The organism is Bartonella sp. AA56HLJMS, assembly GCF_042197145.1.
Taxonomy (GTDB): Bacteria; Pseudomonadota; Alphaproteobacteria; order Rhizobiales; family Rhizobiaceae; genus Bartonella.
In genome coordinates this window covers 68368-80176 of record NZ_JBHIRL010000011.1, presented here as the reverse complement: position 1 = coordinate 80176, position 11809 = coordinate 68368, and the positions used below count along the sequence as shown (strand labels likewise).

The 11809-nt window shown below is 37.6% G+C and carries 14 protein-coding genes; 4 read left to right on the top strand and 10 right to left on the bottom strand.

Going from position 1 to position 11809, the window contains the following annotated elements:
- Positions 1 to 79: 79 nt before the first annotated feature.
- From ACFINI_RS07060 to ACFINI_RS07035, 6 genes are read right to left on the bottom strand one after another with little or no spacing between them, the layout of a single operon-like run.
- A complete protein-coding gene (locus tag ACFINI_RS07060; RefSeq protein ID WP_375647156.1) occupies positions 80 to 460 on the bottom strand; it encodes an EexN family lipoprotein in 381 nt (126 codons plus the stop codon).
- The gene (locus tag ACFINI_RS07055; RefSeq protein ID WP_375647152.1) at positions 460 to 732 is read right to left on the bottom strand and encodes an EexN family lipoprotein; all 273 of its coding nucleotides are present in this window, start codon (positions 730 to 732) and stop codon (positions 460 to 462) included. Before ACFINI_RS07055 ends, ACFINI_RS07060 begins: the two co-directional genes overlap by 1 nt.
- Positions 733 to 756: 24 nt before the next feature.
- Complete coding sequence (locus ACFINI_RS07050) at positions 757 to 1530, bottom strand: type IV secretion system protein (protein WP_375647147.1); 774 nt, start codon at positions 1528 to 1530, stop codon at positions 757 to 759.
- Positions 1527 to 3887 carry a VirB4 family type IV secretion/conjugal transfer ATPase gene (locus ACFINI_RS07045; protein WP_375647142.1) on the bottom strand — a complete coding sequence of 787 codons (2361 nt, stop codon included), beginning with the start codon at positions 3885 to 3887 and terminating at the stop codon, positions 1527 to 1529. Before ACFINI_RS07045 ends, ACFINI_RS07050 begins: the two co-directional genes overlap by 4 nt.
- Entirely contained in the window at positions 3884 to 4210 is a 327-nt protein-coding gene (locus ACFINI_RS07040) for a type IV secretion system protein VirB3 (RefSeq protein ID WP_273790924.1), read from the bottom strand. Before ACFINI_RS07040 ends, ACFINI_RS07045 begins: the two co-directional genes overlap by 4 nt.
- A gap of 18 nt (positions 4211 to 4228) precedes the next feature.
- On the bottom strand, positions 4229 to 4579 hold the full coding sequence (locus ACFINI_RS07035; protein ID WP_375613238.1) for a TrbC/VirB2 family protein: 351 nt from the start codon (positions 4577 to 4579) through the stop codon (positions 4229 to 4231).
- Between the two features lie 158 nt (positions 4580 to 4737).
- On the opposite strand from ACFINI_RS07035, the gene ACFINI_RS07030 reads away from it, so the two are divergent.
- Positions 4738 to 5481 (top strand): nuclease, encoded by a 744-nt coding sequence (locus ACFINI_RS07030; protein ID WP_375647138.1) that lies wholly within the window; start codon positions 4738 to 4740, stop codon positions 5479 to 5481.
- Positions 5482 to 6213: 732 nt separating this feature from the next.
- Here ACFINI_RS07030 and ACFINI_RS07025 read toward each other — a convergent pair.
- Together ACFINI_RS07025 and ACFINI_RS07020 are read right to left on the bottom strand one after the other, a co-directional pair.
- A complete protein-coding gene (locus tag ACFINI_RS07025; protein ID WP_375610246.1) occupies positions 6214 to 6378 on the bottom strand; it encodes a hypothetical protein in 165 nt (54 codons plus the stop codon).
- Positions 6379 to 6811: 433 nt separating this feature from the next.
- Complete coding sequence (locus tag ACFINI_RS07020) at positions 6812 to 7138, bottom strand: hypothetical protein (protein WP_375630505.1); 327 nt, start codon at positions 7136 to 7138, stop codon at positions 6812 to 6814.
- Positions 7139 to 7402: 264 nt separating this feature from the next.
- Here ACFINI_RS07020 and ACFINI_RS07015 point away from each other — a divergent pair, with 264 nt between their 5' ends.
- On the top strand, positions 7403 to 7597 hold the full coding sequence (locus ACFINI_RS07015) for a hypothetical protein (protein WP_375612520.1): 195 nt from the start codon (positions 7403 to 7405) through the stop codon (positions 7595 to 7597).
- Positions 7598 to 7716: 119 nt separating this feature from the next.
- On the opposite strand, the gene ACFINI_RS07010 is transcribed toward ACFINI_RS07015, so the two are convergent.
- Positions 7717 to 8160, bottom strand: coding sequence for a hypothetical protein (locus tag ACFINI_RS07010; RefSeq protein ID WP_375630503.1), 444 nt, complete (start codon positions 8158 to 8160; stop codon positions 7717 to 7719).
- 3 nt (positions 8161 to 8163) lie between these two features.
- Positions 8164 to 8502 (bottom strand): YqjD family protein, encoded by a 339-nt coding sequence (locus ACFINI_RS07005; RefSeq protein ID WP_375621590.1) that lies wholly within the window; start codon positions 8500 to 8502, stop codon positions 8164 to 8166.
- Between the two features lie 1006 nt (positions 8503 to 9508).
- On the opposite strand from ACFINI_RS07005, the gene ACFINI_RS07000 reads away from it, so the two are divergent.
- Both ACFINI_RS07000 and ACFINI_RS06995 read left to right on the top strand, forming a co-directional pair.
- Positions 9509 to 10411 (top strand): MotA/TolQ/ExbB proton channel family protein, encoded by a 903-nt coding sequence (locus ACFINI_RS07000; RefSeq protein ID WP_375621589.1) that lies wholly within the window; start codon positions 9509 to 9511, stop codon positions 10409 to 10411.
- Positions 10408 to 10989, top strand: a complete 582-nt coding sequence (locus ACFINI_RS06995) for a biopolymer transporter ExbD (RefSeq protein WP_375640904.1) — start codon at positions 10408 to 10410, stop codon at positions 10987 to 10989. The genes ACFINI_RS07000 and ACFINI_RS06995 overlap by 4 nt, the downstream gene beginning before the upstream one ends.
- Positions 10990 to 11809: the final 820 nt, after the last annotated feature.

Here is an 11809-nt window from a genome sequence, read left to right as displayed (position 1 = left end):
ACGCTATAGGTTTTTTCACATCCAGCTGTGATGAGCCCTGTGCAAAGTAGCAATGTTGTTATGAGAACTTTATTCATGATTAATGACTGTCCTGTTGTTGTTTAGCTTTAGCGCGCTCTTCTGCTTCTCTTTCGGCTCGTTCTTTCGCTTCTTGTTCGGCTTGTAATTTTTCATGTTTAGCTTTTTGTTCAGCTATAAGTTCATCTATACCTTTCCTATACTCCTCTGCTGCTTTACGACTTCTTTCTGCTGCTTTTGCTTCATATTCCTTTTGAAGTTCTAAAAATGCTAACCGCATGTTTTCACAATTTTTTGAAGTTCCTGCAAATCCACATTTCGCATCCCACTCTAGGCGTAATTTTTCATCTTTTTTAAATTCAGCGACGCTGTAAGTTTTTTCACATCCAGCTGTGATGAGCCCTGTGCAAAGCAGCAATGTTGTTATGAGAACTTTATTCATTATTTATTGTCCTGTTTCTTTTCAGATTCTTGTTTATCGTCATTTGTCGAGCCAGTTCTCCCCCATCCCCATGTTGGAAGACTCTCACGATAAGCTTGCTCTGCGTTTTTACAATTTTGCGAATCGAGATCCCCTGATGTCATACATTTCATTTTCCATTTTTCGTATAATTTGTGATCTTTCTTAAATTCTTCTACGCTATGGGTTTTTTCACATCCAGTGGTGATCAGCCCTGTGCAAAGTAGCAATGTTGTTATGATGATCTTGTTCATATTTAAGCCCCTCTTTTCTCCCGTTTATTGACCACCGAGTTTTTTGGCATAATCTGCATATCGCGCTGCAAATTCTTCGTAAGCTCGTTGTTCGGCAGCTTTGTATTCCGCTTGTTGAATCATCGCGGCGGCTTGCATTTGGAGAACTTGTGTTTGGAGTTTTGCTTGTATTGCTGATAATTGTGCTTGAATGCCTTGAATTTTACCCGAATCTTTAGTACTTCCAAGTTCGTCAAGGAGCTTGTTAATGGTTTTTTGTGTTTCACTGGCTTCTTCGTAGACGTCTTGGCCTTTGGCTGCCTGTCCTACCGTGTCCTGTTCGGCTTTTTTCACTTCTTGTGCGTAAAAAGCATCTGCTGCCTCTTTTGATCCAGCACCCCCTGAGGGCTCTTTGTATTTAAGTTCTTCTTGCCATTTTTGCGTGTTTTTGCTGCCGCCGCCACCGCCACCGCCACCACTGCCCATTGATTGTTGAAAGTGGTTAAAATCTGAAGGAAGGGCGCCACTGCTCCCTTGCTTGTTAAACATCTCTTTCAATCCCGAAATGTCAGGCTTGACATTTAAGGAGTTATATAACTGTTTCGCTTGATCGAGTTGGCTCTTTAATTGGTCAAGCTGTTGTGCACCTTGTTGAATTTGTTCTTGCAACTTGTTAAGCTGTTGTTGGCCTTGTTGAACTTGTTTAATCATTTGTCCAAAAGCCTTGGGATCAAATACAATACCGCCAAAACCAAATGAATTGGTTGTTAAACCAAAAGAAATTGCGCAAAGAGCTGTTGCCAATAAAAGTTTTTTCATTGCTTTGACCTTTCTTGAAAAATAGGAAGCCATTTTTCTGGAGATTGTCCAACTTCATCCATAATGGTCTCTAGGAGTTCAATATTCTTGGTGGTGCCACTTAAAATGGCTATTTCATCATCAAAGCCGCGTAAATTCAGCTCTGCTACAACTGAACTTTGTCCTTGTTTGATGAGAAAACGCCGTGACTCACGGCTTAATTCTGATTGTATCAGGTTAAATTCTCTGTCCGATAATTTAAACCCTTCTACATAATCCCCATGATTGCCCTTTTGATTGGGAAAATAAATTTGTGTGGGGCATTGTTCTATAATGGTGTGGGCAATGGTCGAATTGATCGCATCTTTGGGAGATTGCGTTGCAAACAACATCAAACCATTTTGTTTACGGATAGTTTTCAGCCTGTCTTGCGCAAAGGCTTTAAAGGAATCATCCTCTAAGGCTTTCCAAAATTCATCAATGACAATGATAATACGACGCCCATCAATCAGAGACAAAATTCTATGAAAAAGATACATCATTAATGGGGGACGAATTTCATTATTATCTAAAAAATCCGTCATGTCATAACCAATAAATTTTGCATCAATGCCAATGTCGTCATCAGGATTGTCAAAAACCCACCCTAAGGCATTGCCTTTACACCATCTTTCTAAACGACCCGCTATCCCCTCCCTGTGCGTGGTGTCAAAAAACATTTGTAAGGCCGATATTGTCCGTTGTTCTTTGGGTAATAAGGCAAGCTGCTCAACAGCCGCCGTGATATCTTGTCTTTCTGATTCACTGATCTTTTGATCTTCAGAAGAAACAAGCTTTATAATCCATTGGCGTAAAAAAACTCTATCTGCTGGATTGTTATAGTCTAAGCCTTTTAGCGGTGCTATGCCTGTCGGTCTACCATTCTTCAAGGGCATATAAGTGCCGCCACCCGCTCTGACAAAAAGTTCTGCGCCCCGATCTTTATCAAAAAAGACCATATTGGGATCATGCTTTTGAAGTTGTGCTAAAAGAAAATTAACAATAACCGTTTTCCCAGAACCAGAGGGACCACAAACAAACGTATTGCCTAAATCTCCAAAGTGAAAGTTAAAATAAAATGGTGAACCAGCAGAGGTTTTCATCAAGGCTACCGCTGGTCCCCATACATTGCCATCTATTTTTCCAACCGGAAAAGAATGAAAAGGAGAAAGCGCTGCATAGTTGCGGCTTGTTATTGCACCAGAGCGGGTGCGATAAGCATAATTACCAGGCAATTGTGCCCACCAAGCTGCTGCTAACCCTAAGTCTTCCCGCGCAATGACAGCCCCACCATCTGTAAGACGAGAACGCGCTTTGGCAAGATTATCCGCTAACTCTTGCGGCGTATCAGCAAAAACTGCCAATGATAAATGATGTTCCCCTAAAACAAAACGATTGGATTCAAGATCATCAAGCGCATCATCCAGTTCCATAATTTGTGAACCTGCTCGATCTCCTGCATTGACCATTTGATTCTGTTTGCGCCCCATAATCTGTTTGGCAGCATTTTTGCTCTTGAAAACAAAAGATTGGGTGAAAATAAACTCAAAGGGAAGGGTGAGCAAACCATCCGCCATGCCTACCCTAGTTTTTGCTGGATATTCTTTCCAACCAAACATGCCCGCAAACCGCTGTGCCGCCTCATAGCGTATTTCTATGATCTCTTTCCCAAAAATGAGACGGTCTGAGTAAACAGTCGAAGCTATCGTCCCCCATGTGAGAGGGATACGTTCACGACGACCTCCCACCAATTGGTGGATAAACTCACTTTGCTGCGAATAAATATTACCTTCATGTTCATAAAGACTCAGTCTTTTTGCACCATAACGCTCTAAATTTTGAATAAGATCTGTGGTAATATCTTCAAGCTTGCGAATGGACTCTGCATCAACTTCTGTCTTTTCTTGCTTGGCTTTGCCTAAACGTTTGAAAAACTCCACTAATTTATCCGTTTGATCAACGTGTGGATTCCACAAAATAGAAAGATAAAGATCATTGCGATAAAGCTCCTGTGAAATCATCCGCTCGCGATATTTATCATCTAATTGCTTGGCAAATGCCGATCTGAAAGTCCCATCCGGATAAATCGTTTCACGCTTTCTGATAATATGGCTATAAAGCGCTATCCGTTCATCCGCTATGTTTTTAAACAGATTATTGAGCTGTTCGTGAAGCACATTCAGATCAATAATATCCGCTGTCTCAAAGTTAATGCCTTCAAGTTTAATAACGCTCATGAGAGCGCGTGAATCCAGCGCAATGATGTGCTTGTTGACATGGCGCACATAAGGAATGATCGCCTCTGGTTGTTTTTCACGTTTGCGCTCTGTTCTATTCATTGTAATTCCTCATAATTACGAATTAATCGTAATGGAGAAATACTTCCCCCACCCCATAGACTCGAATTTCTGGCAAAAATAGATGTCTTTTGCCATGTCAGAAGAATACGAAATTTGTTATGGTCATGCTTTAGGATTTCCTTGAATATGAAATGCAGCATCACACCAAAGGTTAGAAGAAAAATATTGCCTGCCATAATGAACAATATCATTGTTCCTATCCCATTTAATCCCATAGCTTCCACTGTTACGCCCGCAATCATTGCAGGGCGCGTGCAAGCAAGAAATAACGTATCTTCTGTTAGCTTGTCATGCTCTTTCATGGCTTTGAAAGGCAAAGTTTAATGGGAAAACATTGATACGATTTGCGTTGCACCCATAACAATGCCGATGCCAACACAAACGAAAAAAGCTTTACGCATTTCAACATAACCAGCAATCCATGCAAGCCCAATACCAGCAACCGCAATGGTTGCAATTGATGTTGCAATTTTTCCTGTTAAAGCTTCAATTATTTTATCAAGAGCAGTTTCAATTTTTCCGAAGCCGCCATCAGCAAATGCTGGTTCACTCAGTGCCATGAAGGCAATAAACAGCATCAATGCTGCTGTTAACCATTTCTTTTGGGTGTTGGATAGAATAGTTTTTTGTAAGGTATGTTCATTAATGAACGAATTATTCATGTTTTTCATGAAAATTCCCCCGCTTTATGTTTAAGTTAATCACAAAATTAATATTCAAAATATTAATCGGGAATCATATAAATGAAAAAAATAAATTTTTCTATCGATAAATTAATAATATTTAATCTTTTATTATTTAATGAACAAAAAATATAGTAATATTCAAAATGATACTTTTAAAATATCTTCGAGCAGCGCCTAAATATATTTTCTTAATTTGTATTATTATTTTAGGATACTTTTATTTCAGTCAACATACTGAAAATATTATGCAATTTTCTCTTTTTGAAGGATCAGAAAAGACAATTGGAAACCCCGTTCAAAGTCCGAAGTCACAATTGATAGATTATGCAAACCAACAAGACGTAAATCAACAAAATGTGGTATTGCATCCAAAACCACTCGCATCACAATTTTATGAAGAAAATGTGCCGGTCTATTCCGGTGCTATACAGGTTACAAGTGGTGTGACCTTTAAAATGATCACGCTTGTAGATGATGGATGGAGAAAAAAGATCATCCGTGATATCCGTTTATATGGTGTGGAAAGCTGTGAAATGAGGCAATTTGCCTCACGCAACGGAGTTAAGTGGCCTTGCGGTGCTTTTGTTACGGCTTGGCTTGTTTCAAAAACAATTGATAAAAAGGTTACTTGTCGGCAAGCACGTGTCGTTCAACAGGTTCATTATGCACAATGTTTTGTAGATGGGGTTGATCTGGCGCGGTTGGGGCTGGCAGAAGGGTTGATGGTGTTGACAAAAGATCAGCATCATTTTCCATCCCCCGCAGACTATAAAACTCTACAATCTGCTGCTCAAAAAGCACAAAACGGTTTATGGTCGAGCCAATTTCAACAACCAGAAGATTGGCGAAGAGATCATGGGAGCTATAATCCCATTGACCATAATTAATATTGACCATTATTAATAAAGCGTTCTCTCAAGCGCTATTTAAAAATCAAGACAATATTCTACTGCAAATCTTATCAGAAAAAAGTTAATGATAATCCACGCAGTCCTTGGTGGACAACGCTCGTTATGAAAATTTGTTGTGTTTAAAATATCCTTATAGGTTGTTTACTACAGTGCTATGGGAGAGCGCGTTTCCTTGGCTATACGTCATTTCGTTTTGCTTTTTAAATGAAAAGCTCTTCGCTTCTCAAACTCTTAATAATCGCACCCCAAAATCATGACATCAAACCTGCATTTAAATGAGAAGGCTAAAAGCCTTAAGTTTTAAAGGCTGGGAAATTCTGTAAAAGCGTATCGTTAGGCGCACGTGTGCCCCTTATCAATAACCAAAAGGCTTATCTTGTTCTTTTCTCACGCGGCTTTGAGATCATGATTAAAGAGAAAGCTTATAGGGGGATAAGTCAAAAGAAAGTGATGAAAATAATAAGGTATTTTAAGTGATATATATTTGAAAATATTATAAAAAAGACAAGAAAAGATAATAAATGGGTATTTTGTTATATAAATACTTAGCGTTAAGCGGATAGGTTATGAAAAGCCTTTCCAAAGTTTTTAAAACTGATTGTCTTCATACGTGTTAAAGTGTACAATGACGTTGTCGGGTGTGAGTTACACAAAATACTCTTTTAGTTAGAGATTGATAACTCACATTTTATTGTCGTAGGGTATTTTTTAAAATGCATGATCACGATCTGTAGAGGTTAATTCTTCATCAAAAAACTTTTTAGCTTGTTCTTCTTGTTGGGCTCTACGTTTTTCCTCTTCACTTTTACCACAACCTGTAATATTCAATCCTATAGTCAATAGAGCCAAGCATATTAAAATAAATTTTTTCATTTTTCCCCTCTTTAAAAATTATATGTATTAATCTCATCAATTATATCGGAATACAGATTTAATTATCGTGATCTTTTGTTTTTTATTAGTATTGTTAATGGAAAAATATGTGAACAGTTTATTGTAAATATCTTATAAGTCTATCATAATAAAAAATGAGAAGGAAAGAGCCAAAACCTAATATAAACGAACAAATTGTAATGTTTATTAGTGCTTTTGACCAACCTATTGATAATATTATAATAGGAATTGTAAACAATCCCACAAACCCTATTATCACTATAAGGCTTAGTATCAATCTTAAAGGACCACGAAGCCATAAAAGCAAAAGGACGAGCGCCTCTTTGCTTATTTGTGATTTTGACATTATTTTCCCCTCACGCGCTTAAATCAAGATGCTCCACAATATACACAGTACGATAAATGATACAAGTTATTTTGTTATAAAATCTTCAAGATCTGTTTGATGTTCAACGGATGAAATATCCGGTTTGGTAGAAGATGATTCTATTTGATATTCTTTCATAAAAGCAACTTTTTCTTCTTTGAATAACAGAATAGGATTCACCCAGTATTGATTAGGCAATTTTGGTTTCAAAATTCCTTTTTGTATAAGTTCTCTTAAACCGTTGTGAAAAGTTCTGTCGACCATATCGCGCTTTTTTCCATTTATACCCCCATCAAACCAAATTAAGGTAACGCTGCTGGGATCTTCGTTTGTTGATTTATTAGATCGATATTCTTCTAAAACTATTATCAAAGCACGATGTCCTGTACGAGATAAATTAAAAATTGCTTGAATGCCATCAGCAAATATTTCTATAAAATTTTCTTTATTTGTTTTTTCTGTGACGTGAATTATAGGTATGACCTCTATTTTATCAGTATCAGAATTGATAAATTTTTGTTGTGTAATGGACGTTTTTACAACTTTCTTATCTGTAAAAATTTCAGATTTTTTGAAAAAAGAATTTTCATACGGGGAATATTTTTGCTTTATAAATTCAAATCGATGACGTGACCTTTGGTTCTGAAAAAAGCTTATGAAAATATAGAGAAAGGCAGAAACGGAACATCATTTCCTTCAAAAAACAATAAATGGCTTCGAATTAAACTAGGACTTCTAATGCAAGCATTGCCTTATGTTGTTATGTTCATGAAAAATGGGTTGCAATCTGAAAGAGAGTGTAGCGGTTCTATGGAATTTTTAGCAAAATGAAGGGGATTTTTTTCAGGTATTTGAAGAAGCTAAAGAGACTATGAGGAAAAAAATGTGCTTTCTTTTGTTATAAAAGAAAGCACACTGAGGGGGAATTTAGAGTGACAGTTTTACATATTTTACTTTGAAAAGCGGTCTTTTTTATCTTTTTTCCACAAAAAATAAGTTGCAAGTCCGAGAATGGGAACACTCAATTTGGCAAAAGGGAGATGTTGACTGAGAGCTGCAAGGCTGGAAACAGTCGCATCTGTCATGAGTTTGTGGCGTTGTTCTTCTGTCTTTTTTTGTTGGTCATAGCGTTGATAAGTTTTGAGAACGCGACTGATAATAAGACCTAATCCCGCAAGAGAAAGACAAATTAAAAACATGATACTGGCGGCAGCAAGAGGCTTCATAACAGAACATAACGCAATAAAACCGATGGTACATAAAAAAAGCAAAGACATGAAGAATGAAATGCTAATAAACCCATAGAAAATTGCTTGAAGGCGTACTTGCTTGACTGTGCTTTTAAGCCCTCCACCGACAAGATGGTTTAAAAGAGGAGCGATAAACTTATGCATTGCTTAACGACGTAGTAATTGAGAAAGAATAAAACCAACCCCTGCGGCAAACAAAACGCTTTTGCCAGGGTTTTTGCGAACGCATTGGTTCAGAGTTTGTTCAAGATCACTGATTTTGTCTTTTGCTTGAGACATCATGTCTTCACCACTTTCTTTCGCTGAGTGATATAGTTTTTCCGCTTTGTCTTTGGCGGCGTTGAATTTGTTTGCACCAAGATCTGTTAGGGTTGAGGTAATCCCTGAAATTTCAGTGCGTAACGTTTCTAATTGTCCTTGTAGGTCTTTTTGTTGGTCTTTTTCTACGGCTGTTTTATCGTGCTGTGTTGTTTTATTATGGGCCATGGTATTTTTCCCTCTTGATTCATTGATATTTGTATTGGTGTGTTCATAGTGATCATTTGCATTGGAGTGAAAATTTTCACTGCTTGAGTAACGCCAAAAGCTTTTTTTGGTTCCTTTCATTTTGTTGAATTTAAAACTGTTTTTGATAAAATAAATCTTTCCTATACGATATGCTTTGTCTGTAAAGGGTCGCATCTGTTGAGAATTGCCTTATGCTTTTGCAGCAATTTAGCACCATTCTTCAGTTTCTCGTGGCGCAGTTTTTTATAAAAGTTTTTTAAAAGTGTGCTGAGGCCTATTTTTTAAGCTTGTGACAGCTAAAAAACATCGTTGTTGCGATTTTGCGGCAGAAGTACTGTCATTTTTATACTTTTGCAGCAAAGAAAAAGAAAATAATATTGCGGCTCTTTGCTCTCTATGTATTTGGGGGCAACATGCGCTCCCCATGATACTTTTGGTCAGTTTAAGATATTGCGATAGTTCTTTTTTTAAAACGTAAGGTATATTTTTATTTTAGGATAGGAGAGGTACTTTAGTGCACTGGTTGTTAGAGAAGTGCATATCCTTTTCTCCGAGGATTTTATGATATTTTTGCTGCTTGTTTCATGTAAGCAAATATTTTGTTGGCTTTAAAAGAGCTGCTGAAATGAAAAAAGCTTTGCGATATGAGAGATTTATTTGACAGGAACGATGATAAATTATTCTTATAAATTAAAATATTATATGCGATACTTCTTGTAAGTTTATCATTTTGCCTAATTTATGCAATAAATTGATTGGGTAAGATAAACTTGTTGAATTGTTAGAGAAAAATTTCTTGAGTAATTTCTTTAGAATTAAGAGAGAGCTTGTGAAATAAAACTATACTTGATTTATCAAGTTTTCTTTCTTAAGAGGAATACACAAGTGACGTTAAAAGGGTCGTGGCATTGTGGAACAGTGATGCTATGCGGGGTGACGATCCAGCTCATAAATAAAGATAAGAGCACAAGAATGTGAGATAAAAATGGAATCTGAAACAGTCCCTTTAGATAAAACAGTCCCTTTAGATAATATGTCTTCTGTATTGACAGTGCATGATTTTTCTCCTCTTTCTATGTTTATGGCTGCTGATTGGGTGGTAAAAGCCGTTATCATTATTTTGTTACTTGCTTCACTTGTGTCTTGGACAATTGCTTTTGTGAAAATTGTCGAGATCACTTTGGTAAAACGAAGAGTACGTCATGAACTTCAATTGGTTCTAAATGCTCAGACTCTTACGCGTTTGGCAGCTAGCTTGAAAGAAAGCAAAGGAGCTGGTGTATTTTTTCTCAAAGAAGTTCTTAAAGAGGTGTATCTTTCTGCACAACAGGTTCATTTTTCTGCTCCTGAAGGGATAAACGAAAGCTCTGGTGAAAAAAACAGTACAGGGGAAAGTGCACAAACGATTGAAGATATTCTCTTTTATGAGGAGAGCAATCAATATGAAGATGTTTCCCGCGATGTTCGCGATGCTAAGGCTCGTGATGTTCATGAAGGTTTAAAAGAAAGGGTTCATTCACTTTTGTCACGCTGCTTGCTGGCTGCTACACGCCGTGTTGCATGTGGAAGCGCTGTTCTTGCAACTATTGGCGCAATTGCTCCTTTTGTTGGCCTTTTTGCAACTGTTTGGGGAATTATGAATTCTTTTATTGGGATTGCTCAGTCTCAAACAACGCGACTTGATGTGGTGGCGCCTGGAATTGCTGAAGCCTTATTCGCAACGGCTGTTGGGCTTTTTGTAGCTATTCCCGCCGTTGTTATGTATAATAGCCTTATGCGTGCTTTGAGTGGTTATCGCAGTGATTTAGGTGATATCGCTGCTGCTCTTGAAAGGCTCTTGAGCCGTGAACTTGATAGACAAAGACAACAGAAAAGTCATAAAAAATGAAAGCAAGCCTTAATAATGATTGGGATATAGACGAGAGTGGGTTGCAAAGCGAAATCAATGTGACCCCTTTTATTGATGTTGTATTGGTGTTGCTTATTGTTTTTATGGTTGCTGCGCCTTTGGCAACATCTGCCATTTCCGTTCAGCTTCCTTCTATAACTCAAGCACCTTCAGTGGTTCAGTCTGATGAACCTCTTTATGTTACGTTGCAAAAAGATCGTTCTCTTTACATTGGTGATCATCTTGTAGAACAAGCAGCTTTGAGAGAAGCTTTGTTGAGGGAAACGACGCAAAATTTAGAGACAAAAATTTTAATCAAAGCGGATAGCGAAATTGATTATGGTACTGTCATCGATTTATTAAATCAAATACGCATGGCTGGATATCATAAAATCGGTCTTGTAGGATTGCAAAACTCTACCAATCTTGTCTCAAGAGGTGAGATCAATAATAAAACAACAGGGGTAGCGAACGCTGCTGTCGATGGAGCGGGTGGTAACGTTGTGGGGCATGTGGATGCCGTAACAACGGGCACTGCGGGAAACGCTAATATTCCAGCCGATGTCTCTGATCAGTGATAAAAAACAGCCTTTGTTGCAGGAAGCAAAGCCTATTACTCAAAGTCGTAGAGTGAAATTGATGAGGGTTCCGCGGATTTATTAAACCAAACACGCATGGGTTTGATATTACGTAGGGGTTTGATATTACGCAGGGGGTTCATATATTGAATCGGTTTTTTAGGATTAAGCTCTACTCATCTTGCCGCAAGAGGTGCGATCAAGAAAACAGCAGAGGCGATTGTTGTGTGTCTTAATACATCTTAAAGCCTTTTTTGCGGCGGTGTTCATAAATGGTATAACCGTAAAGCCCCCGTAAAATAATCAAAAAATCTATCGAACCTCACTCTCTTTATGCTGAATAAAAGAGTAAGCGAGCACCATTATCGTATTTATATTTTTTCCAAGACAGTGTTAATATACGTATTCATTGTAGGCATTTTTTCAGTTTTTATCTGTATGCTAACCACGTTTGGAATGTGAGAAACATGCTTTTGATTGATTTAATATAAATAGGCTTGCCATGAAACAATCTTACAGTATTGAGATTTCTCATTTAAGTTGAAAGACAATTCATTATTATTATAAATCAATATGATGTATAGATTGTCGACATTACAAGCAGTGTGTGAACGCTCAATGGTTAATGCCAATGTTTTTGTTATGGGGGAGGGGTATCTGGTGATAATGAAGTTTTGTATAGCGTGAGAGACGTAATTGAGAGATGCTTGTTTAGAGGTGCGTTTAGTGAAAAAACTTTGAAAGCAAATGCGCATTCCCTCTGCACTTTAAAAGCGCAAAGAATTTCCAGTATGATGTATAGATTGTCGACATTACAAGC

Excerpts from the sequence above, each read along its gene's own strand:
- ACFINI_RS07060 (WP_375647156.1), bottom strand. The coding sequence starts at position 460 with ATGAATAAAGTTCTCATAACAACATTGCTGCTTTGCACAGGGCTCATC.
- ACFINI_RS07055 (WP_375647152.1), bottom strand. The coding sequence starts at position 732 with ATGAACAAGATCATCATAACAACATTGCTACTTTGCACAGGGCTGATC.
- ACFINI_RS07050 (WP_375647147.1), bottom strand. The coding sequence starts at position 1,530 with ATGAAAAAACTTTTATTGGCAACAGCTCTTTGCGCAATTTCTTTTGGT.
- ACFINI_RS07045 (WP_375647142.1), bottom strand. The coding sequence starts at position 3,887 with ATGAATAGAACAGAGCGCAAACGTGAAAAACAACCAGAGGCGATCATT.
- ACFINI_RS07040 (WP_273790924.1), bottom strand. The coding sequence starts at position 4,210 with ATGAAAGAGCATGACAAGCTAACAGAAGATACGTTATTTCTTGCTTGC.
- ACFINI_RS07035 (WP_375613238.1), bottom strand. The coding sequence starts at position 4,579 with ATGAAAAACATGAATAATTCGTTCATTAATGAACATACCTTACAAAAA.
- ACFINI_RS07030 (WP_375647138.1), top strand. The coding sequence starts at position 4,738 with ATGATACTTTTAAAATATCTTCGAGCAGCGCCTAAATATATTTTCTTA.
- ACFINI_RS07025 (WP_375610246.1), bottom strand. The coding sequence starts at position 6,378 with ATGAAAAAATTTATTTTAATATGCTTGGCTCTATTGACTATAGGATTG.
- ACFINI_RS07010 (WP_375630503.1), bottom strand. The coding sequence starts at position 8,160 with ATGCATAAGTTTATCGCTCCTCTTTTAAACCATCTTGTCGGTGGAGGG.
- ACFINI_RS07005 (WP_375621590.1), bottom strand. The coding sequence starts at position 8,502 with ATGGCCCATAATAAAACAACACAGCACGATAAAACAGCCGTAGAAAAA.
- ACFINI_RS07000 (WP_375621589.1), top strand. The coding sequence starts at position 9,509 with ATGGAATCTGAAACAGTCCCTTTAGATAAAACAGTCCCTTTAGATAAT.
- ACFINI_RS06995 (WP_375640904.1), top strand. The coding sequence starts at position 10,408 with ATGAAAGCAAGCCTTAATAATGATTGGGATATAGACGAGAGTGGGTTG.